General features: G+C 75.0%; 19 protein-coding genes. 12 read left to right on the forward strand and 7 right to left on the reverse strand.

What is annotated here, in order from left to right:
- Positions 1–27 precede the first annotated feature (27 nt).
- From AB0K17_RS08400 to AB0K17_RS08440, 9 genes are all read left to right on the forward strand, one after another.
- On the forward strand, positions 28–1,248 hold the full coding sequence (locus tag AB0K17_RS08400; RefSeq protein WP_365982534.1) for a hydroxymethylcytosylglucuronate/cytosylglucuronate synthase: 1,221 nt from the start codon (positions 28–30) through the stop codon (positions 1,246–1,248).
- Positions 1,249–1,297: 49 nt separating this feature from the next.
- Positions 1,298–2,290 carry a cytosylglucuronate decarboxylase gene (gene blsE / locus AB0K17_RS08405; protein ID WP_365982535.1) on the forward strand — a complete coding sequence of 331 codons (993 nt, stop codon included), beginning with the start codon at positions 1,298–1,300 and terminating at the stop codon, positions 2,288–2,290.
- Positions 2,278–3,189 carry a CGA synthase-related protein gene (blsF, locus tag AB0K17_RS08410; RefSeq protein ID WP_365982536.1) on the forward strand — a complete coding sequence of 304 codons (912 nt, stop codon included), beginning with the start codon at positions 2,278–2,280 and terminating at the stop codon, positions 3,187–3,189. Before blsE ends, blsF begins: the two co-directional genes overlap by 13 nt.
- Positions 3,190–3,326: 137 nt before the next feature.
- Complete coding sequence (gene blsG / locus AB0K17_RS08415) at positions 3,327–4,505, forward strand: arginine 2,3-aminomutase (RefSeq protein ID WP_365967930.1); 1,179 nt, start codon at positions 3,327–3,329, stop codon at positions 4,503–4,505.
- Positions 4,502–5,680: a DegT/DnrJ/EryC1/StrS family aminotransferase gene (locus AB0K17_RS08420; protein ID WP_365967929.1), complete on the forward strand. Its 1,179-nt coding sequence runs from the start codon at positions 4,502–4,504 to the stop codon at positions 5,678–5,680. Before blsG ends, AB0K17_RS08420 begins: the two co-directional genes overlap by 4 nt.
- The gene (locus AB0K17_RS08425) at positions 5,677–6,984 is read left to right on the forward strand and encodes an ATP-dependent carboxylate-amine ligase (protein WP_365967928.1); all 1,308 of its coding nucleotides are present in this window, start codon (positions 5,677–5,679) and stop codon (positions 6,982–6,984) included. Before AB0K17_RS08420 ends, AB0K17_RS08425 begins: the two co-directional genes overlap by 4 nt.
- The gene (locus AB0K17_RS08430; protein WP_365967927.1) at positions 6,981–8,225 is read left to right on the forward strand and encodes an MFS transporter; all 1,245 of its coding nucleotides are present in this window, start codon (positions 6,981–6,983) and stop codon (positions 8,223–8,225) included. Before AB0K17_RS08425 ends, AB0K17_RS08430 begins: the two co-directional genes overlap by 4 nt.
- 107 nt (positions 8,226–8,332) lie before the next feature.
- Positions 8,333–10,222, forward strand: a complete 1,890-nt coding sequence (locus tag AB0K17_RS08435; protein ID WP_365982537.1) for a hypothetical protein — start codon at positions 8,333–8,335, stop codon at positions 10,220–10,222.
- A gap of 65 nt (positions 10,223–10,287) precedes the next feature.
- On the forward strand, positions 10,288–10,905 hold the full coding sequence (locus tag AB0K17_RS08440) for a class I SAM-dependent methyltransferase (protein ID WP_365967925.1): 618 nt from the start codon (positions 10,288–10,290) through the stop codon (positions 10,903–10,905).
- A 21-nt stretch (positions 10,906–10,926) separates the two neighbouring features.
- Here the strand turns inward: AB0K17_RS08440 and AB0K17_RS08445 are convergent, their stop codons facing one another.
- The 3 genes from AB0K17_RS08445 to AB0K17_RS08455 form a co-directional block, all read right to left on the reverse strand.
- Positions 10,927–12,297, reverse strand: a complete 1,371-nt coding sequence (locus AB0K17_RS08445; protein WP_365967924.1) for a deoxyribodipyrimidine photo-lyase — start codon at positions 12,295–12,297, stop codon at positions 10,927–10,929.
- Positions 12,294–13,895 (reverse strand): SDR family oxidoreductase, encoded by a 1,602-nt coding sequence (locus tag AB0K17_RS08450; protein ID WP_365982538.1) that lies wholly within the window; start codon positions 13,893–13,895, stop codon positions 12,294–12,296. The genes AB0K17_RS08445 and AB0K17_RS08450 overlap by 4 nt, the downstream gene beginning before the upstream one ends.
- A 110-nt stretch (positions 13,896–14,005) precedes the next feature.
- Complete coding sequence (locus tag AB0K17_RS08455; protein WP_365982539.1) at positions 14,006–14,509, reverse strand: hypothetical protein; 504 nt, start codon at positions 14,507–14,509, stop codon at positions 14,006–14,008.
- A 42-nt stretch (positions 14,510–14,551) separates the two neighbouring features.
- Between AB0K17_RS08455 and AB0K17_RS08460 the strand changes: the two genes are divergently transcribed.
- The 3 genes from AB0K17_RS08460 to AB0K17_RS08470 all read left to right on the forward strand — a co-directional run bounded on the left by AB0K17_RS08460 (position 14,552) and on the right by AB0K17_RS08470 (position 17,862).
- Positions 14,552–15,262 (forward strand): response regulator transcription factor, encoded by a 711-nt coding sequence (locus AB0K17_RS08460; RefSeq protein WP_365967921.1) that lies wholly within the window; start codon positions 14,552–14,554, stop codon positions 15,260–15,262.
- On the forward strand, positions 15,259–16,668 hold the full coding sequence (locus AB0K17_RS08465) for a HAMP domain-containing sensor histidine kinase (protein WP_365982540.1): 1,410 nt from the start codon (positions 15,259–15,261) through the stop codon (positions 16,666–16,668). The genes AB0K17_RS08460 and AB0K17_RS08465 overlap by 4 nt, the downstream gene beginning before the upstream one ends.
- Before the next feature lie 216 nt (positions 16,669–16,884).
- Complete coding sequence (locus AB0K17_RS08470) at positions 16,885–17,862, forward strand: lytic polysaccharide monooxygenase (protein ID WP_365982541.1); 978 nt, start codon at positions 16,885–16,887, stop codon at positions 17,860–17,862.
- A 6-nt stretch (positions 17,863–17,868) separates the two neighbouring features.
- On the opposite strand, the gene AB0K17_RS08475 is transcribed toward AB0K17_RS08470, so the two are convergent.
- The 4 genes from AB0K17_RS08475 to AB0K17_RS08490 all read right to left on the reverse strand — a co-directional run bounded on the left by AB0K17_RS08475 (position 17,869) and on the right by AB0K17_RS08490 (position 20,498).
- Positions 17,869–18,660, reverse strand: a complete 792-nt coding sequence (locus tag AB0K17_RS08475) for a hypothetical protein (protein WP_365982542.1) — start codon at positions 18,658–18,660, stop codon at positions 17,869–17,871.
- Positions 18,661–18,786: 126 nt separating this feature from the next.
- Positions 18,787–19,347 carry a cysteine hydrolase gene (locus AB0K17_RS08480; RefSeq protein ID WP_365967917.1) on the reverse strand — a complete coding sequence of 187 codons (561 nt, stop codon included), beginning with the start codon at positions 19,345–19,347 and terminating at the stop codon, positions 18,787–18,789.
- A 19-nt stretch (positions 19,348–19,366) separates the two neighbouring features.
- Positions 19,367–19,819 carry a DUF6314 family protein gene (locus tag AB0K17_RS08485; RefSeq protein WP_365967916.1) on the reverse strand — a complete coding sequence of 151 codons (453 nt, stop codon included), beginning with the start codon at positions 19,817–19,819 and terminating at the stop codon, positions 19,367–19,369.
- A gap of 58 nt (positions 19,820–19,877) precedes the next feature.
- Positions 19,878–20,498 carry an HAD family acid phosphatase gene (locus tag AB0K17_RS08490; RefSeq protein ID WP_365982543.1) on the reverse strand — a complete coding sequence of 207 codons (621 nt, stop codon included), beginning with the start codon at positions 20,496–20,498 and terminating at the stop codon, positions 19,878–19,880.
- Between the last annotated feature and the right edge of the window lie 85 nt (positions 20,499–20,583).

Genomic DNA, 20,583 nt, shown 5'->3' on the forward strand with positions numbered 1-20,583 from the left:
TCTGCCCTGCGGCCGAGAAGGACACCGATGCCGATGCGCCGCGTCTGCGCCCCGACCCGGGAGCCGGTCACCGTCGCCCTCGCCGGGGTGGAGTTCGGCTGGGGCAGTTCGGGCAAGCTCGGCGCCGTCCTGTCCGCCCTGCGACAAGGTCCCTGCGACGCGCTGGAGTTCGTCGGTCTGGGCTCCGGACTCGGCCGGCCCCTGCTCGCGGAGCACGCCGTGGACGCCTGGTACGACCTGCCGGCCTCCGCCGAGGGCCTGCGCGCCGCCGTCACGGAGATCGTCCGGGTGCGGCGGGTACGGGCCGCGCTCGTCGTGCTGGACGGACGGCTGGCAAAGGCGCTGGAGGCGGCCGGCGTCCCCACCGTCTTCGTCGACAGCCTGCCCTTCCTGTGGACCGAGGGCGACCGCCCGTCCCTGCCCCTGGACGCGAGCTGCTACTGCGCCCAGCAGTGCATCGAACTGCCGCCCGAGTGCACCGGGATCCTCGCCTCCGTCCGTTCGCTGCGCTGGGTCGAGGCGGTGGTCGCCACCGCGCCGGACACCCGCCCGGGCAGGTACGGCACCCGGCCGTGGCACAGGGCACTGGTCAGCCTCGGCGGCCTGCGGGCGCCCGGGCTCGCCGACTGGACGGCCTACCCGCACCTGGTGGTGCCCGCGGCCCTGCGGGCGCTCGCCGCCCACGGCGTGCGCGAGGCCCACCTGGCCGGCAACCTTCCCGACGACCTCCTCGTGCGGCTCCTCGCCGGCGCCCCGGCGTCGCTGCGGGTGACGGCCGGGGCCCTGCCGCACGAGGCCTTCCTCGCCGAACTGGCCGCCGCCGACGTGCTCCTGGCCTCGCCGGGCCTGACGACCCTGCTGGAGGCCGGCACGCTCGCGGTGCCGGCGGTGTGCCTGCCGCCGCAGAACCTCAGCCAGATCTTCAACGCCCGCTTCCACTGCCGCGCGGTCGGCGTGGACGTCCGCACGCCGTGGCCCGCGGAGGTCTTCCAGGAGGACGAGGCGCTGGCGCTGCGCGCGAAGGGCGAGGAGCACGCCCTGGAACTGATCTACGGCGGGATCGCCGGCGCGGCGGCCCGCGCGGGCACGCCACTGCGGGCGGAACTCGCCGGCGCCGTCGGGGCGGCGCTGGAGCGGGCGGGCGAGGTCGTGGACTGGGGTGCCCTGGCCACCGCCGTCGGCACCGGTGGCGCGGCCCAGGTCGCCGGTGCGCTGCTGGAGATACTGCGGCGCGGGTCCGCGCGCTGAACCAGTCCTGCCGTCAGGTCAGTTGAACCATGCGAAAGGTCGCGCCCCGATGCGTGAGCGTCACCGCTATCTCTTCATCCGGATCCTGGAAGCCTGCAATGCCGACTGTTTCATGTGCGAGTTCGCGCTCTCGCGTGACACCTACCGCTTCTCCGTCGAGGACTTCGAGGAGCTGCTGCCGAAGGCCCGTGCGGCCGGGGTGCGATACGTGCGCTTCACCGGCGGCGAGCCGCTGATGCACCGGGACGTCGTGGAGCTGGTGCGCACGGGTGCGGCGGCGGGCATGAGGATGTCCCTCATCACGAACGGGATGCTGCTGCCGCGCCTGGTGGGGCGGCTCGCCGGGGCGGGCCTGGCCCAGGTGATCGTCAGCCTGGACGGCGCCTCGGCGGCGACCCACGACGTCTACCGCCGCTCCCCCGGCATGTTCGACAACGGTCTGCAGGGGCTGCGCGCGGCCGCCGAGCTGGGCGTCCTGCCGAGGGTCAACACGGTGGTGGGCCCGCACAACTACGCGGAGGTGCCCCGCCTGCAGCAGGTTCTGACCGACGCGGGGGCGCAGCAGTGGGAGCTGTCCGCGCTGAAGCTGGACCGGTCCATCACCTACCCCGACCCCGGCCACGTGCGGCAGGTGTGCGACCCGGTCTACGACGCCGACCCGCGCTCGCTGCTCGTACCGCTGGGCAAGCGGTTCTACGGGGACACCCCGCAGGAGCAGGAGCGGTACTTCGCCCGGTCCGTGACGCCGCGCGCCTCGCGGCCGCTGTGCCACGTCGTGGACGACGTCCTCTACGTCGACGGCCGCCTCGGGCGCGTGTACGCCTGCAGTTGCCTGCCCCACCGCGACGGCGGCGACGGCCCGGCCGGCGGGGCCCCGCTGCGGGAGAACGGCACGGTCGTGCTGGACACGCCCGTCTTCCGGGCGCACGCCGACTTCTTCCGCGAGCGGGGTCCGCAGCTGTGCGCGGGGTGTTCCACGACGGCCGCGGGCTACAGCGACGACGTCGCCCGGCTGGGGGCGGTGCCGCCGTGGCGCTACTGAACCGGGCGGGCGCGCCGCCGCGCCTGCGCGTGCACCTGGTCTCCCGCGACGAGGAGCTCGACTCCCTGCTCGCGCGCCGCCGCATCGCCGCGCACCTGGGCGGGCTCGCCGCGGTCGGCGGCGCGTGCACCGCCGGGCCGCCGCCCGACGCCGCCCTGGTCTGCGACGACGAGGCGGCGACAGGCCGTCTGGTGGCCGCGGGCGTGCCGGTGGTGCACCTGTGCTCCGGGCACCGCACCGCTTCCGGTGCGCCCGGGGCGGCGGCGGGGGCACTGCTGCGGCAGCACCGGCCGGCCTGGCTGCCCGGCCCGGGGCCGCAACCGCCCGGGATCCGTACGACGGGTCTGCTCGCCCCGGCCCGTACGGCCGGGGACCGCTTGCGCGGCGGGACGCTGGTCCTGCTGTCGCTGTACGGCGTGGCGGAGGCGACGGCACGGGCGTTCGCCGAGGGGGTCCTGCCGGCCCTGGTGCGGGCGGCGGCCGAGCGCACCGGCCGGTGCGAGGTGGTGTGCGACACCGGCCTCGGCCTGGTGCGCGGCGCGCTGGCGGGGCGGTGCGGGCCGGTCCAGGTGCTGCGCGCCGCCACCGTGGACGTCGACGGCCTGCACGCCGGCCGGGCGGTGCTGCTGGCCTCGCCCACGCTGGGCGTGCTGGGGCTCGCCCAGGCGCGCCGGGCGCCGCTGGTCTTCCTGCCCCCGCTGGGCGGGGCCCAGGAGGACCTGGCAGCGCGCGTACGGCGTGTGGTGCCCGTCCCGGTGGCCGGCGGCCCGGACCGGGCGCGGGTGTGGCAGCCGCCGCAGGAGGACCCGTGGCGGGCGCCGGGGGTGGCGGTGGAGGACCTCAGAGGGGCGCAGCGCGTCGCCCGCAGCGTCCGCCAGCTGGCCCTGGCACCCCCGTGACCGGGCCGTCCTCGTCCGGCGGCCGCGCGGCGCCGTCCCGTCCGTCGGCCCACCCGTCGTCCCATCCGTCGTCCCGCCCGTCGCCCCATCCGTCGTCCCGCCCGCCGTCCCGCTCGTCTGTCGACCCTGGAGCCGCCATGTCCGGCACAGCCGGCGCACCCGACGCGACCGCAGAGCCCGCCGGTTTCCGGCCCCGCATTCCCGCGGCGCAGTGGAACGACTGGCGCTGGCACCTGCGCAAACGCATCAACACCACCGACAAGGCCCGGCGCTGGATCCGTCTGACGCCCGAGGAGGAGAGGGCCATTGCGGGCTCGGCGGGCAAGTACCGCTGGAGCGTCACCCCTTACTACGCCTCGCTGATGGATCCCGACGACCCCTCCTGCCCGGTCCGGCTGCAGGCGGTGCCCGCGCCGGCGGAGCTGACGGAGTTCCCCGGCTCGGACGTCGACCCGGTCGGGGACATGTACTACCGCCGCACCAACCGTGTGGTGCACAAGTACCCGGACCGGGTGATCCTGCTGGTCACCGAGGCCTGCCCGGTCTACTGCCGGCACTGCACCCGCAAGTTCCACACCACCGACCTGTCCGGCACCTACTTCCGGGACGACGAGGGCGGCTCCTTCGAGGAGGACCTGCGCTACATCGCCGAGCACCCCGAGATCCGCGACGTGCTGCTGACGGGCGGCGACCCGCTGTCGTACCCGGACGGCAAGCTGGAGGAGCTGGTGTCCGGGCTGCGGGCGATTCCCGGCGTGGAGATCATCCGCATCGGCAGCCGGTTCCCGGTGCTGCTGCCGCAGCGCATCACCGACGACCTGTGCGCGATGCTCCAGCGCTACCACCCGGTGTGGCTGAACACCCACTTCAACCACCCCAAGGAGATCACGGCGGAGTCCGCGGCGGCCGTGGACCGCCTGCTGCGCCACGGCATCCCGGTCGGCAACCAGACCGTGCTGCTGCGCGGGGTCAACGACGACGTCGCCACGATGCGCACGCTGATGACGGAGCTGCTGCGCATCCGGGTGCGCCCCTATTACCTGTACCACTGCGACAACGTCACCGGCGTCTCGCACTTCATGACCTCCGTGGAGAAGGGCTGGGAGATCATGGAGGGCCTGCAGGGACACATCACCGGGTTCGCGGTGCCGCAGTACGTCCTGACCACGATGATCGGCAAGATCCCGCTCGCCCGGCCGTACGTCACGCCCACCGACGAGGGCCTGCTGCTGCGCAACCACCGCGGCGAGGAGTTGGTCGTCGACGCGGCCGCGTACCCCCTGACGGACCCGGCCCCGGAGGCTGACGCACCATGAGCATGGACAAGCGCCTCGGACAGCGCTTCCTGCCCTACGGGGCCAACTACCTCGACTGGTCGGACATGCACGAGTTGCGCGAGGCGATCGGACACGGCGTGCTGTTCCGCTACCAGACCGAGGGCGAGTCCGTCGCCTCCCGGCTGGAGCGCACGGTGGCCCACCGCCTGGGCGCCCGGCACGTCCTGGCCGTGCACAACGGCACCGAGGCCCTGCGGCTGGCGCTGATCTCCACGCGGCCGCGCACCGGCGATCCGGTGCACATCCCGGCGGTCACCTTCGTGGCGGTGGCCGGCGCAGTGCTGGCCAGTGGGCTGGTGCCGGTGCTCGTCGACGTGGACGAGTCCCTCTCGCTGGACCCCACGTTGCTGCCGTCCGGCGCCGAGCGGGTGATCGTCGCCCACATGGACGGCACGGTGGCCCCGCTGCCGCAGGGGGTGCCGTATCTCATCGAGGACTGCGCCCAGTCCCTGGGGGCGGTGCTGCCCGACGGGCGGCACGCGGGGACGGCCGGATACGCCGGGACGTTCAGCTTCCACCACAACAAGGTGCTCTCCTCTGGCGAGGGCGGACTCGTCGTCACCCGGGACGCGGCCGCGTGGGCGACCATGCGCTGCTACCACGACCACGGCTCCGCCCGGGTGCCCGGCTGCTATCCGACGTGGAACGCCGACGCCCATTACGGGGAGAACTTCGTCACCAGCGAGGGTGTCGCGGCCGTCCAGTGCCAGCAGTTCCGTCACCTCGACGAGGTGCTGGCCGGCCTGGAGCGGCACTATGCCGTCGCCCTGGAGAACCTGCCGGCCCGCAGCGACCTGTGCGTCCTGCCGCGTGCCGCCGGCGACGTGAAGACGAGCGTGCGCTTGCGCTGGGAGAGCCGCGCGCTGCGGGACGCCGCCGTCGCCGCGCTGACCGCGCGCGGCATCGCCAGCTGGACCCTCGGCAAGTACTTGTTGCCGCAGCACCCGGTGCTCACCGGGCGGCGGTCGCTGTACGCCGACGGATTCCCCTGGAGCCTGGCGCCGGACGGCCCGCTGATGCTCAGCCGCGACGGCTTCGCCCGCACCCGCGACCTGCTGGAGCGCACCTTGTGCGTACCGCTGTCACCGGAGTTGGGCGAGCAGGAGCAGGTCCTGGCGGCCAAGGCCCTGCGGCAGGTCCTGGAGGCGGTGTGAGCGGAGGCGGTGCGAGCAGCGACGGTGCGAGCGGCGGCGGGCCGGTGCTGCTGCTGGCGGACGACCGGCCCACGTCCTTCACGCGGTACGCGGTGCGGGCCCTGCCCGGACGGCTGGCGCTGCTGCGCTTCGCCGCGGTCCGCAGGGAAATGTGCGACAAGTACTTGCGCGAGACCGCGCACCTGCCGGCGTTCTGGGTGCGCGAGGGCGTGCCGCTGGAGGTGGAGGTCCGGCGCTACGAGGAGTGGGCGGCGGCCGCGCTGCCCGCGCCTGCCGACCGCTTCTGCAACCCCTCCGAGCCGCGGCAGGCGGTGGCCCAGCGCTTCGCCGAGCTCGCCGGACTGCCGCACCTGACGCGGCAGCAGGTGACGTGGGTGCGGGACAAGCACGCCATGAAGGAGAAGTTCCGCGAGCTGGGGCTGCGCACCGCACGCCATACGCGCATCGCCTGCGCGGCCGACGTCGAGCGGTTCGCGGCGCGGTGCGGCTGGCCGCTGGTGCTCAAGCCCGTGGACTCCTCCGCCTGTGTGGACACCTTCCGGCTGACCGGGCCGCCCTCCCTGGCCCAGGTCCGCTTCGGCGCGCGGGAGTGGATGGTGGAGGAGCACCTGGGCGGCACCGAGTGGGAGGTGTGCGGCATCGTGCACGACGGGCAGGTCCTGGACGCCTGGCCCAGTGCCATGCCGTGCCGCCCTCTGGACATCGTCGACGGTGCCATGAACGCCAACATCTCCGTCGCCACCGCCGAGGGCCCACCGGTGGACCTGCAGGCACTGCTGCAGCGGATCGTCACCGGCATGGGCATCGACCACGGCTATCTGCACATGGAGTTCTTCCTGATCGACGGGGAGGTGTTCGCGGGCGAGATCGGCGTGCGCCTGGCGGGCTGCGAGATCACCGCCAACCACGGGCACGCCTACGGCTTCGACGTCTTCGGCGCCACGCTGGACGTCTACCTCGGCCGCCGCCCCGCCCTGCGCTACGGCCGGCGCCGCTGCGCGGGGGACCTGCTGCTGCCGCTGCCGGGCTCGGGGGTGGTGCGCTCCGTCACCCCCCGGGAGGAGCTGCTGCGCATCCCCGGGGTCGTCGACGCCGTTCTCAGGGTGGCCCCCGGCGATCCGGTGGCCGCCCGGCGCGCCTCGCACAACGCGTCGGGGTACGTCCATGTGACGGGCGCGACGATCGGCGAGGTGGAGCGGCGCATGCGCGAGGTCCTGGACGTCTTCGTCATCGACGTGGCGCCCGCGGCGCACCTGCCCGGCCCCGTCGCCGCGGGCCGGCGAACGGAGACGCGACAGACGTGAGGAACGGGGCGGCCCGGCGGTTCCGGGACCTGCTGACGCGGCATCACGTGGCCGGGGCGGCCGGGTGGAGCGTGGTGGCCAGGATGCCGGTGTACCTGATGTCGCTGGCCATGGTGCTGGTGGTCCGCGAGCAGGGCGGCAGTTACGCGCGGGCCGGCACGGTGGCCGCCCTGTACACCGCCGGCATGGCGGTGGGCGGCCCGCTCGTCGCGCGCACGGTGGACCGGCACGGCCGGCGGCCGGTGCTGCTGGCCACCGGGCTCGTCCACCCGGCGGCGCTGGCCCTGCTGGTGTGGGCGACCCGGCCGGGCGGCTGGGCGCAGCCGGTCACGGCGGTGGTGGCCGGCATCGCCCTGCCGCCGGCCAACGCCTGCATGCGCTCGCTGTGGGCGCGGCTGCCGCTGCAGGAGGACGAGCGCGAGGTCGCCTACCTGTGGGAGGCGCTGCTGACCGAGGTCCTGGTGATCGGTGCGCCGCTGCTGCTGGCCGCGTTGATGCTGCCGGGCTCCGCGGGGCTCGCGCTGACGACGGTGGCGGCCGCCGGCGGCGCGGGGGCACTGGGGCTGGCGCTGGCGCGGACCCCCGCGGCAGAGGGCACGGGCAGTGCGCCGCAGGAGGGGCCGCGGCATCCGCTGGGGCCGCTGAAGGAGCCCGCGATGCTGATGCTCGCGGGGATCATGGCGGTGTGCTCGGTGCCCATCGGGCTGATGACGCTGGCCATCCCGGCGTTCGTCGCCCGGCACGGCTCGCCGGGCGGCACCGGCGTGGTGTACGCCTGCTGGGGCGTGGGCAGCGCGGTCGGGGCGCTGTGGCTGGGGCGGGCGCAGTCGCAGGTGGCGGTGCACCGGCGCTTCCCCCGGCTGATGGCGGCCTACGCGGCCGGGACGGCCCTGCCGCTGCTGGCGGTCTCCCAGCTGACGCTGGGGGTGGCGCTGGCGGTGGGCAGTGTGCCCATCGCCCTGGTGGCGGCCAGTGAGATGACGCTGGTCAGCAAGGTGGCCGACGGCCGGTTCCTGGCGGAGGCGTTCACGTGGGCCTCGCTGGCGACGGTGGTGGGCGACGCGGCGGGCCAGCAGGCGGGCGGGCTGCTGATGGACCCGGTGGGTCCGCACGGGGTGTTCGCGGTGGCGGCGGTGGTGGCCGCGGCGGGGGCGGGGCTGGCGTTCGCGGGCCGGGGACTGCTGGGCCGCCGCCCGGCCGTCGCCGCGGAGCCGGCGCAGTCGCCGGAGCACACGCCGTGACGCACACCGTGACGCACACCGTGACGCACCCTGCCGCCGCCCGGCCCCCACCCCTTGCCCCGCTCTTCCCCCGTCCCTTCCTGCCCGCCCCACCGAGGTGCCCTTCCATGAACCCTGCCGTCAGCGACCAGGGCCACGACCGGCCCACCGCCGCGCCGGACCGCGACGTCTTCGCTCCCGTCGCGCTCGGTGCCTATCCGGGTGCCGTCGCGCGGTTCCTGGCCTGCGAAGCCCGGTCGCCCGTTCCCGTACCGGTGTCCGGCCGCGCCGACCTCGCGCAGAGCGTGAGCGCGGCGAACGCCCTGTACGCGGACGTGCGCGCCCCCGCGCCGCTGGACGTGGGCGTGGTCCTGGGGGCCGGTGACCTGCCGCCCGCCGTCGCGGAGCTGGCCCGGCCGCTGGCGCGCCGGTGGATCGACGAGAAGGAGCTCCAGGACGCCGCCGGCCTGCGCGAGCGACACCCGGGCACGCTCCTGGTCGTCGGCCGCTACGACCGGCTCACCCTCTCCCCCGTGCGGGAGATCCTGCTGGCCGGCCCCCGGGGCGCGCAGCGCGCGCTGACCCTGCTCAGCGGGCGCGACAACGCCTCGGTCGCCTGGACGGTGGCCAAGCAGTACGCGGTGCCGGCGGCGGACGTGAGCGCGCTGGGCCTGTTCACCGACACCGACCGGCCGCCGCACGCACCGGGTGTGCGCGTCTTCGACGACCGCGACTTCGAGCGCGCCGACGTCCAGGGCGAGATCCTGGGCACCCATTGGCGCAGGGTGGTCTTCCAGGGCCACGGCAAGGACGACAGCATCAACCTCGGCGCGTTCACCATCTGTGGCCGCAATGCGACCGTGCCCGCCGCAGCGGGCCTGCTGGGCCCGCGCTGCGCCTACGGGCTGCCCTGCTACAAGCCCGAGGACAAGCTGGTGCCCCTGCACCGGGTCGGCGCCGTGGAGGTGGTGCTCAGCGCCTGCAACAGCGGGCCGCTGGCGGACCTCGCCCTGTACGACCCGAAGTACCAGCTGCTGCTGAGCGCCCTGGACGGCCCCGCCCGGACGGTGGTGGCCGCGGTGTCCGTGCACGACTCCGACCGTCCCGAGAACGTGGCGTGGATGCACGCCGCCCGCACGGGCGCGGACTCCGTGGACACCCTCAACGCCAGCCTCGCCGGTTGCCACCCGTACCCGGCGTTCCTGCGCTTCGGCATGCCCGGCGCGCCCGAGCAGACGCCGCCGGCGCCCGCGCCGGCCGACCACCGGCCGGATCCACTGCTGCTGACCGTGGGTCACCGGCTCACCGCACTGCTGGCCTCCGGGCTGCTCGCACCGCAGCATGGCCTGCGCCCCCGGTTGACCCGGCTCGCCCGCAAGGTGGACCAGTGGGTGGCCAGGCCCACCCACCTCGCCGACGCCTCGCCCGAGGAGATCCGCTCCTCCCTCGCCGCCGACCTGCAGTCGCTCGACCACGCGCTCGCCGAGCGGATCGCGGAGAACCCCGAGGACGAGGTGATGAACTACCCGGCGCACTTCGGCGACCGCAGCCGCCTGGATCCGCAGGTGCGGGAGGTGCCCTGCCACTGCGGGCGCCCCGCCCAGGAGTTCACCCGGCGCGGCCTGCTCCCCCACGTCCTGGACACGACCTGCGCCGTGTGCCTGCGCTGCGGCGACGTCACCTTCCGGGTGCCCGGCGCCCCCGCCCTGTGGGCGTACGCCGCGGACGGGGTCGAGCAGGGCGGGGAGCTCGTCGTGCGCGCCGAGCTGACCGCGGCGCGGCCCGGGCCCGTGCGGCTCGGGCTGTTCGTCCCGACGTACCTGCGCGAGGACACCGTCGTCGAGCCGCGCACGGTCAGGGTGCGCGCCGGCGACACCCGGCCGCGCGACGTCGCCTTCCGGGTGCGCTGCGCGCCCGGGACGGCACCGCAGGCGTACTACTTCACGGTCTTCGCCGTGCAGGACCTCGCCGTCTCCACCGCCCGACGGCACTTCGGGGTCGTGCCGCGCCGCCGGTGAACACCGAGCCGCAGCATCCTCACCATCCTCACCATCCGATCGGACGCGACGTAAGGACGGATGCCATGCAGAACCAGCCCCCACCCGAGATCGAGCTCGTCGAACACGACGGCGAGGTGACGCTGAGCATCGGCGGCGAACAGGCCATGCAGGCCTGGGAGCGCGACCTGATGTGGGCGAGCGCCGACATGCTGTGCGAGTACGGCCACGACTTCTACGAGGTGGGCCTGGGCCTCGGCCTGTCCGCCCTGCGCATCGCGGCCAACCCCGCCACCCGCAGCCACACCGTCCTCGAACTCTTCGGCGAGGTCGAGGACCTCTTCCGGGCCCGCCACCCCGACCTGCCGGACACCCTGGCCATCGAGCGCGGCGACTTCTTCCGGCGGGTCTTCGAGCTGCCCTCGCAGAGCGTCGACGGCATGTTCTTCGACCCGGCCCTGGACATGGAGGTGTGGACGGACAAGGAGCTGTGGGCGCGGACCATGCCGGAGGTGGTGCGGGTGCTGCGCCCGGGAGGGGTGTTCATCCCCTTCTTCAGCACCAGGCCGGAGCTGCGCTGGCAGTACACCCCGCACTTCCGCCGCATCCGCGTCGAGCGCCACCCGTACGTGGCGTACGAGAGCACCGCGTACACGTACGGCACGAGCGGCGACGCCTACATCCAGTGCTTCCTCAAGGACTGAAGGCAGCGGGACACCGCGACGTCATCCGCCCCGGGCCCGGCGGAAGCGGGTGAGTCCGTCGGTGAGGCCGACGAGGGGGGCGGGGTAGCCGGGCGTCGCGCGGTCGGTGCCGTGGAGCTTCCACGGTGCGTGGACCGCGCGGCCCGCGATGCCCTCCAGCTCGGGCACCCAGCGCCGCACATAGGCGCCGTCCGGGTCGTACCTGGCGGCTTGTGCGAGGGGGTTGAGGACGCGGTTGGGGCGGGTGTCGGTGCCGGTGCCGGCCGTCCACTGCCAGTTGAGCTGGTTGTTGGCGACGTCGCCGTCGACGAGCAGGGACAAAAAGTGGCGGGCGCCGATGCGCCAGTCGACGTAGCAGGTCTTGGTCAGGAAGCTCGCGGTCAGCAGCCGGCCGCGGTTGTGCATCCAGCCCTCGTGCAGCAGCTGGCGCATCGCGGCGTCGACGACCGGGTAGCCGGTGCGGCCCTGCTGCCACGCCTCGATCTCCTCGCCGGCCTGCTCCTCGGTGCGCCAGCGGTCGCCCCGGGGGCGGTAGTCGGCGCGGGAGGCGGCGGGCCGGGCGGCGAGGACCTGGTGGTGGAAGTCCCGCCAGGCGAGCTGCCGGACGAACGCCTCGGCGCCGGGGCCGCCCCGCAGGCGGGCCCGCGCGACGAGTTCGACGGGCGAGAGCGTACCGAAGTGCAGGTGGGCGGACAGGCGCGAGGTGGCGTCGGCGGCGAGGTCGTCGTGGCGCTCGGCGTAGGCGTCCATGCCGCTGCGCGTCCAGGCGGCAAGACGTGCGCGGCCCGCGCTCTCCCCGCCCCGGGCGACGCCGGGGGCGGCGCCGCGCACGTCCTCGCGGGAGGGCACGGGCTCGGACCGTACGGCGGCGGGGACGCGGACGCGGCGGGGCGCGGAGCGGACCTCGCGCGGCGGGGCCGTGACCCAGCGGCGGAAGTAGGGGGTGAACACCGCCATGTGGTCCTTGCCCGCCGGCGTGATGTCGCCGGGGGCGACGACGGTGACGGACCGGTCGTGCACGTGCAGGCGCCGCCGGCCGGCCTCGAGGGCCCGGCGCAGGCGGTCCTCGCGGGCCTGGGCGTAGGCGCTGACGTCGGCGGCCATGTGCACGTCCGTGGCGCCCGCCTCGTGGAGCACCCTGCCGACCTGCTCGACGACGTCGCCGCTGCGCACGACGAGGCGTCCGCCGCGTGTCCGCAGCTGCCGGTCGAGGTCGGTGAGGCAGTCGGCGAGGAAGGCCTGCCGGTTGGGCACGGCGTACCCGGTTGCGGCGATGGCGTCGTCCCGTACGAAGAGGGGGACGACGGCGTCGGCGGAGGCGAGGGCGGCGCGCAGCGCGGGGTTGTCGTGCAGCCGCAGGTCACGGGTGAACAGCACGACGGCGACGGTCATGGGGCGGCGCTCCCGCGCGGGGCCGCGGGAGCGGACTCGGACTCCGGCTCGGGCTGCCGGGCGGCGGCCCGGGCGATGTTGCGGGCCATGCCGCCGAAGACCGCGGCGTGGAAGGGGCTGACGGCCCACCAGTAGAGGTGGCCGAGCAGCCCGTGGGGGTGGTACACGGCGCGCTGGCGGTAGCAGGAGCGGGCCCCGGGGGCGTCCTGCGGGTCGTCCTCGGGGCTGTCCTCCGGGGCGTCCTCGGCGTACATTTCCAGCCAGCCGAGGCCGGGCATCCGCATCTCGGCGCGCAGCCGCAGCAGGCGGCCGCGTTCGAGGGCCTCGACGCGCCAGAAGTCGAGGGAGTCGCCGACCCTCAGGTAACGGTCGTCGCGGCGGCCCCGGCCGAGCCCGACGCCGCCGGCGAAGCGGTCCAGCCAGCCGCGCGCGGCCCAGGCGAGCGGCATGGAGTACCAGCCGTTGACCCCGCCGATGCCCTCGACGACCTGCCACAGCGCCGCGCGCGAGGCAGGCACGGCGATGCGCCGCTCGTCCGTGTAGAGGCTGCCGCCCGCCCACCCGGGGTCGGTGGGCAGCGGGTCGCTGGGGGCGCCGGGCACGGCGGCGGACGACCAGCGCGTGGCGACCTGCGCCTCCTGGACCCGGCGCAGGGCCAGCCCGATCGCCTCGGCCAGACCGTAGGGATGGCCGGGCGGGTCGGGGACGTAGCGGGCGATGTCGTGGTCGCGGCAGACCACCTCGTGGCGCAGGGACTCCGTCAGCGGCCGGGCGATGCCGGCGGGGACGGGGGTGACGAGGCCGACCCAGTAACTGGAGAGCCGCGGGGTGAGCACGGGCACCGAGAGGATCAGGCGCCTGGGCAGCCGGGCGACCTGCGCGTAGCAGCGCATCATGTCGCGGTAGGTGACGACGTCGGGGCCGCCGATGTCGAAGACCCGGTCGACGCCGGGCGGCAGGCCGGCCGCTCCGACGAGGTAGCGCAGCACGTCGCGGACGGCGATCGGCTGGATGCGGGTGCGGATCCAGCTGGGGGTGACCATGATCGGCAGGCGTTCGGTCAGGTAGCGCAGCATCTCGAAGGAGGCCGAGCCGGAGCCGATGACGACCGCGGCACGCAGGACGGCGGTGGGCACGCGCGAGGCCAGCAGGATCCGGCCGACCTCGGCGCGCGAGCGCAGGTGGGGCGAGAGGTCGCGCTCGGGCACGCCGGCCGGGAGGAGGCCGCCGAGGTAGACCAGGCGGCGCACCCCGGCGGCCTCGGCGCTCTCGGCGAAGACCCGGGCGGCGCGCCGGTCGGTGGCCTCGAAGTCGCGGCCGGTGCCGAGGGCGTGGACGAGGTAGTAGGCGACGTCGACCCCCTCCATGGCGGCGGCGACCGATGCGGGGTCGGTGACGTCGCCCCGCACCACCTCGGCCTCGCCGGCCCACGGGTGGTCGCGGAGCTTGTCGGGGGTGCGGGCCAGGCAGCGCACGCGATGGCCGGCGGCGAGGAGTTCGGGGACGAGGCGGCCGCCGATGTACCCGGTCGCGCCGGTGACCAGGCACAACAGGCCGGCGCCGGGGGCCGTGCCCGGGTCGCTGGGGCCGCTGGTCATGGGGGTGCGCGCCTTTCCTCGGCCCGGGCCGGCTACCCGGGGCTCCAGCATCGCGCACGGCACGGGTGCCGGCGGGGCACGTACGACCGTGTCGCGGCAGGTCGGCCCGGTCAGTTCTCCACGGTCCGTACCTGTGGGGGATGGCCGTTCCAGGTGACGAACACCGACGTCGTCGCCGTGCCCGCGACGAAGTCGACGCGGATCCAGGCGTCCTGCGTCCACACCCGCATCCGCCGGCCCTCGTCGGGCGTCGCCGAGACGAGGGTGGCCGAGGACGTGCCGAGGTCGAAGACGACCCGGCCGCCCTTGACGGGGAAGCTGCGAACCCCGGCGGCCGCGGACGGCTCCGGTGCCGCGGGCCGTGCCGACGGTGTGCCGGGTGGGGTGGGCGGCACGGAAGGGCCGGGGTCCGGCGCCTGGACGGCCGGAACGAGCGGGGGCGGCGCGGCGGATGACGGGGTGTCGGTACGGGTGTCGGTACGGGTCAGGGGCAGGGCGCGCGGCGGCTCGTAGGCCGTGCCCGCCAGGACCGTACGCACCCCGTACCAGGACACCGCCGTGGCGGCGCAGGTCGCCGCCGCCCAGGCCAGGGCCTGTATCACGCCTCGTCTCATCCGGCTCATGGTGCCTCATCCGTATGGCGTACGGTGCGGCCCATGGCAAAACTGCTCGTCGTCGAGGACGATCCGTTCGTCCGCTCCGCCCTGATACGGCAGCTGTCCGAGGCCTCCCACGTCGTCCGCAGCGTCGGCACCGCGCTGGAGGCGCTGCGCGAAGTGGCCCAGACCGGCTTCGACGCGGTGGTCCTGGACCTGGGCCTGCCGGATCTGGACGGCGCACAGGCGCTGAAGATGCTGCGCGGCATCACGGACGTGCCCGTGATCGTGGCCACCGCGCGGGACGACGAGGCGGAGATCGTACGGCTGCTCACCGACGGCGCCGACGACTACCTCGTCAAGCCCTTCTCCGCCGCGCACCTGACGGCCCGTATCACCGCGGTGCTGCGCCGCGCGGGCACCGCCGTCCCGGCCGGGGAGCCGGCGCAGGAGCGGGTGCTGCGGGTGGGCGGGCTGTCGGTGGACCCGCTGCGCCGGCAGGCCGAACTCGACGGTGTGCCCCTGGACCTGACCCGGCGCGAGTTCGACCTTCTGGCCTATCTGGCCGCCCGTCCCGGCATCGTGGTGCCGCGCAAGGAGCTTTTGGCGGAGGTCTGGCAGCAGGCGTACGGCGACGACCAGACCATCGACGTGCATCTGTCGTGGCTGCGCCGCAAGCTGGGCGAGAGTGCCGCCCGGCCGCGCTACCTGCGCACCCTGCGCGGCGTCGGCGTCACCCTCCAGGCACCGCGGGCGCCGGAGCAGGCGTGAGGTGGGCCCTGGTCAAGGTGTGCCTGGCCGTCACCGTGATGGTCGTGCTGGCCTTCGCCGTGCCGCTCGCCCTGGTCGTCCGTGAGCTCGCCCGCGACCGCGCCTTCGCCGACGCCGAGCGGCAGGCCGCCCAGATCCGCCCGGCGCTGGCCATCACCACCGACCGCGACCGGCTGGAGCGGGCGGTGGCCAGCTCGCAGGCCGGCGAGGTCGGCCGGCTGGCGGTGCACGTGCCGCGCACCGACGGCGCCCGGGAGGGGACCGGGGCCCGCACGGCGTACGTCATCGGGCGCGCCCGCACCGGGCCGCGCGCGGTGGAGACCGCCCGCCGCGGCCGCTCCCTGATCACCGCCGTGCCCGGGGGCTACGCGCTGCTCCAGCCGACCGCCCTGGGCGCCGGCGAGTTCGCGGTGGTCGAGGTGTACGTGCCGCACCGCGCGGTCGGCAACGGCGTCACCACCTCCTGGCTGATCCTCGCCGGGGTGGGTCTCGCCCTGGTCGCCGGGTCGGTCGCCACCGCCGACCGGCTCGGGCAGCGCCTGGTGCGCCCGGCCGAGCGGCTCGCCCGGGCGGCGGCCGAGCTGGGCGAGGGCAGGCTGGGCGTGCGCGTGCGCGAGGACGGCCCGGCCGAACTGCGGGCCGCGGCCGTCGCGTTCAACTCGATGGCCGACGACATCGTCCGCCTCCTGGCCGGCGAGCGCGAGCTGGCCGCCGACCTCTCGCACCGGCTGCGCACGCCCCTGACCGTGCTGCGCCTGAACGCCGCCTCGCTCGGCGACGGGCCGGCCGCCGAGCAGACCCGCGCGGCCGTCGCCCAGCTGGAGCGCGAGGTGGACCAGCTGATCCGCACCGCGCGCGAGGACGGCCGGCACAAGGACCGGCCCGTGCTCGGCTGCGACGCCTGCGAGGTGGTCCGGGAGCGGATGGCCTTCTGGTCCGCGCTCGCCGAGGACGAGGGCCGCACGGTACGGCTCGCGGGCGTCGAGGCCACCGTGCGCGTCCCCGTCGCCCGCACCGAACTCGCCGCCGCCCTGGACGCCCTGCTCGGCAACGTCTTCCGGCACACCCCCGAGGGCACCGCGTTCGCGGTGGACGTGCACCGCAGCGAGGAGGCCCTGATCGTGCTCGTCTCCGACGCAGGGCCCGGCATCACCGACCCCGACGGTGCGCTGCGCCGCGGCCACGGGGCGGGGGGCACCGGCTCCACCGGCCTGGGCCTGGACATCGTGCGGCGCGTCGCGGAGTCGACCGGCGGCGACGTGCGCATCGGGCGCTCGGTGCTGGGCGGTGCGGAGGTGCGCGTGTGGCTGTCGCTGGCCGGTGGCGGGACCCGGCGCAGCGACCGCCGCCGGCGGATGCGGCGCCGGGTGCGGCGCCTGGCCGGGCGGGGCCGGGTGCGGCATTAACGGCCGCCGATGGGTTCCTTAACGCCACCATAAGAAGCCGGCCCGGGAGCCCGATCGGCCGTTTCGTCCGGTTCGTGGCCGCTAGCGTGCCGCACGTACCGAGGTCCCCGGACCATTTCCCCACCCCCCACCGCCCCGCACGCACGGCACCCCACCCCCCACATCACCGCCGTGCGTGCGGGGCACCCCCACAGGTGTACGACCAGGAGAGACCCCATGCGCATCCGTCCCCGTACCGCCTTAAGGACGACCGCTGCGACGACGACCGCCTCCGGCGTGCTGACGCTCTCGCTCGCGGTGCTGTCCACCGCTCCCGCCGCCGCCCACGGCTCCCTGACCGACCCGGTCAGCCGGGTGTCCGCGTGTTTCGCAGAGGGCCCGGAGCACCCCCGTTCGGCCGCCTGCAAGGCCATGGTCGCGGCCGGCGGTACGCAGCCGCTGTACGACTGGAACGAGGTCAACATCGGGGACGCCGCCGGGCGTCACCGCCGTATCATCCCCGACGGCAAGCTGTGCAGCGCCGGCCGCGCGAAGTACAAGGGCCTGGACCTGCCGCGCGCCGACTGGCCGGGCACCCGGCTCGCCCCCGGGGCCCACACCTTCCGCTACCGCACGACCGCCCCGCACCGCGGCACCTTCGAGCTGTACCTCACCAAGGACGGGTACGACCCGAAGAAGCCGCTGAAGTGGTCCGACCTCGAAGCGAAGCCGTTCGCCAAGGTCACCGACCCGCCGCTGCGCAACGGCAGCTACGTCTTCGACGGCACGGTGCCGAAGCGGTCCGGGCGCCACCTCGTCTACAGCATCTGGCAGCGCTCGGACAGCCCGGAGGCGTTCTACACCTGCTCCGACGTGGACTTCGGCCGGGCACCCGGCGCCGCGGCCGCACAGGCCGCCCCGGCGGCGTCCGCGCCCAGCGAGCAGCAACTGGCCGAGGCGGCGGGCAGGTCGACCGTGGCCCACGGCGGACACGGCGGCGACGAACACGGCGGGCACGGCGGCGAGACGCCCGGGGCGCAGGCGGTGGTGGCGAAGGCCGGCAACGCGCCGGCGCCCCAGGGCGGCGCGCTCGCCGAGACCGGGGGCGACGGCGCCACGACCGCCCTGGTGGCGGGCGGCGCGGGAGCGCTGGCGCTGGGCGGCGGTGCGCTGCTGTTCACCGCGCGGCGACGCGCCGCCCGCCGAGGAGCCTGATCGGCCTCACGCGCACCCGGAGTCCGCGCACAGCTGCCAGGGCTCCCAGGACTCCAGGTGTGCGCGCTCGGTGGCCTGCCAGAAGCGGTCGCGGTTCCATTCGCGGACGACGAGGTGCAGGCGGCCGTCGGGCAGTTGGGTGACCGAGGAGGGCTGGCTCAGGCCGGCGAAGGGGTCGGGCAGCGCGCCCAGGCCCGCGACCGGTCCCCAGCGCCCGGTGGCCGGATCCTCGGTGCGCGTGTGCATCGCGTCGGTGCCGCCCGCCGACGCGAAGGCGTCCAGCCGGCCGTCGGCCTCCCGGAACAGGACGATGCCGCCGTGGTAGGGGGACGGGGCGAGCCCGAAGCCCTCCGTGGGGCCCCAGCCGTCCGTCCCCGCGTTCTCGGCCGTGTGGCAGAAGACGCCCAGCGAGGGGAAGAGGACCTCCATCCGGCCGAGGGCGTTCTCGACCGCGGTCACCTGGTAGAGCTTGGGGCCGACGGGCGTGGCGCTGACGCGCTCCCACTCCCCGTACGCGCCGCCGGGTTCCTCCTGCGCCCGGTGCCAGACGAACGGCAGGTACGAGCCGGGGCCCGGGTCGTCGTAGAAGAGCTGGAACTGCTCCACGCGCCCGTCGGCGCGCCGGACGGGCACCGGGTCCCCCGAGGGCCGGCCGCGGTGGCCCGGGGCGGCGGCGTCGGCCGCGCAGGCGGTCGCCGCCCGGGCCGCCTCCCCGCCGCCGGCCACCACTCCCCCGGCGGCGAGGGCGACGGCCGCCAGCAGGCCGCACAACAGGGTGCGTAACGGTCTATGGGTCACGATCGACGAACCTCCCGGGCCGTCCCGCGCGGAGGCGGGCAAAGATCCGAACTGACGCCCGTCATCCTCACGTACGACCGTGCCCGCGGCCAGAGGGCCGACTTCAGGGCGGCCAGAGGGCCGTTTTCAGGGGGCGACGGCGGCGGACCAGTCGGCGACGGAGAGGACGTCGGCCTGACGCGGGAAGAGCTTCTCGACGAGGAAGCGGTGCACCTCGGGATCGAGGTCGAGGCAGGCGTCCTCCAGGACGGTCAGGCGCAGGTCCAGGTCGGTGGCCTGGCAGACGGTGGACAGCACGACGCCGCTCGTGGCGATGCCGGCGAGGACGAGGCCGTCGATGTCGCGGGCCCGCAGGACGAGGTCGAGGTCGCTGCCCGAGAACGCGCTGCCGCGCCGCTTGGTGACCACGACGTCGCCCGGCTGCGGCGCGACCTCGGCCGGGATCTCGACGGCCGGGGTGCCCTCGGTGAAGATTCCGGTCCGCGCGACGGCGGAGACCAGCCTGTTGCGGGGGCTGACGTCCCGGTCGTCCGGGCGCAGGCCCATGACCACGTACACCACGGGAATGCCGGCCGCCCGGGCGGCGCCGATCGCCCGGCGCAGCCGCGTCAGGTATCCGGAGCCGTCGTCGGCGAGTTCGACGACGGACCGCTGGATGTCCATCACGAGGAGAGCGCTGTTCGCCACGCCTGCCGTCCCTTCCGGTTCAGTTGTCCGTGCGCTGATACACCGATCGCTGCACATGATCCTTGGTGGGCCCCGTCGTGCGCCACAGGACGTGCCACTCGTCGGACGAGACGACGGTGAAGGTGCCGTCGTAGCGGTCGCGGGAGCAGGGGTGGCGCACCGTCCAGCGGCCGGTGCGCAGGTCCAGGTCGTGGAAGGGACGGCCGTCGGCGAAGGTCACCTCGGCGGTGCCGTCCGGGCGCGGCAGCAGGCGCAGGGTGCGGCCCGCGCGGTTGGCCGTACCGCCCCAGGTCAGCTCGCCGTCCTCGGTGTGCAGCACACAGGTGCCGTCGTCGGAGGCGTGGAACCGGGCCGTGCCGCGGAAGACGCCGGTCTGCCCCGTCGTCAGGTCTTCCAGGGTGCGGGTGACGGTCCACCGTCCGCCGAGGTACGCGACGACGTCGGGGACCGGATGCCGTCCTGTTCCCGTCACCGCCGTCCCTTCCGCTCGCCCTGGATCCGGCCACGCTACCGCAGCCGGTGGCGGGGGCTCAGGAGAGGCGGCCGCCGTAGTCGGGCAGCTTGAAGCCCTTCTCGTAGAAGCCGCCCTCGAAGTCGGTGGAGCGGTTGCCGATGTTGGCGGTGATCCAGTAGCCGTCCTCGGTGAGGTCCTCGCGGCAGCGGGCCTTGCCGTCCCCCTTGTCCTCGCCGTGCTCGCGCGTGCACAGGGCGTCCACCGGGTAGCCGGCGTCGCGCAGCTGCTGCCGGGCGGACGAGGAAGAGGTGCGGGCCGTGACGAACAGCACGGCGATGTGGTGCGCGTGCGCCCACTGCGCCACGTCGAGGACCGGCTTGTTGGCGCGGCCCTCGTGGTAGTACGTCTCCAGTGCCGTGTTATCGATGTCGAGCACGATGGCCGGCTTCCCCTTCCCGGACGAGCCGGACGTGGCGGACGAGCCGGACGCGGCGGACGCGGTGGCGTGGTCGCGCAGCCACGGTATGGCGGGCGCCACGGCCTGCTGCACATCCGCCTGCCACGTCCCGTAGCCGGGCACCCCGGCGGCCTGCGCCGTGCCGGCGCCGCCCAGCGACACGGCCGGCAGCGAGAGCGCCGCCAGCGCGGCGAGCGGAGCGAGGCGCAGGTGCTTTCTGCGGAAACGTCCGTCGGACATCAACCCGGGTCCTTCCGTTGACCACTTGACCGCTTGACCACTTGACGATCAACAAGGTCAGCAGGGCGGAAGGACGGACGAGCGA

Source organism: Streptomyces sp. NPDC049585 (assembly GCF_040675615.1).
In the GTDB taxonomy this organism is placed as follows: domain Bacteria; phylum Actinomycetota; class Actinomycetes; order Streptomycetales; family Streptomycetaceae; genus Streptomyces; species Streptomyces luteosporeus.

What these genes read in the sequence shown, in the direction of transcription:
- blsG (WP_365967930.1), top strand. Translation starts at nt 3,327, where the DNA reads ATGTCCGGCACAGCCGGCGCACCCGACGCGACCGCAGAGCCCGCCGGT.
- blsE (WP_365982535.1), top strand. Translation starts at nt 1,298, where the DNA reads ATGCGTGAGCGTCACCGCTATCTCTTCATCCGGATCCTGGAAGCCTGC.
- AB0K17_RS08440 (WP_365967925.1), top strand. Translation starts at nt 10,288, where the DNA reads ATGCAGAACCAGCCCCCACCCGAGATCGAGCTCGTCGAACACGACGGC.
- AB0K17_RS08470 (WP_365982541.1), top strand. Translation starts at nt 16,885, where the DNA reads ATGCGCATCCGTCCCCGTACCGCCTTAAGGACGACCGCTGCGACGACG.
- AB0K17_RS08435 (WP_365982537.1), top strand. Translation starts at nt 8,333, where the DNA reads ATGAACCCTGCCGTCAGCGACCAGGGCCACGACCGGCCCACCGCCGCG.
- AB0K17_RS08445 (WP_365967924.1), bottom strand. Translation starts at nt 12,297, where the DNA reads ATGACCGTCGCCGTCGTGCTGTTCACCCGTGACCTGCGGCTGCACGAC.
- AB0K17_RS08490 (WP_365982543.1), bottom strand. Translation starts at nt 20,498, where the DNA reads ATGTCCGACGGACGTTTCCGCAGAAAGCACCTGCGCCTCGCTCCGCTC.
- AB0K17_RS08400 (WP_365982534.1), top strand. Translation starts at nt 28, where the DNA reads ATGCCGATGCGCCGCGTCTGCGCCCCGACCCGGGAGCCGGTCACCGTC.
- AB0K17_RS08455 (WP_365982539.1), bottom strand. Translation starts at nt 14,509, where the DNA reads ATGAGACGAGGCGTGATACAGGCCCTGGCCTGGGCGGCGGCGACCTGC.
- AB0K17_RS08420 (WP_365967929.1), top strand. Translation starts at nt 4,502, where the DNA reads ATGAGCATGGACAAGCGCCTCGGACAGCGCTTCCTGCCCTACGGGGCC.
- AB0K17_RS08460 (WP_365967921.1), top strand. Translation starts at nt 14,552, where the DNA reads ATGGCAAAACTGCTCGTCGTCGAGGACGATCCGTTCGTCCGCTCCGCC.
- AB0K17_RS08450 (WP_365982538.1), bottom strand. Translation starts at nt 13,895, where the DNA reads ATGACCAGCGGCCCCAGCGACCCGGGCACGGCCCCCGGCGCCGGCCTG.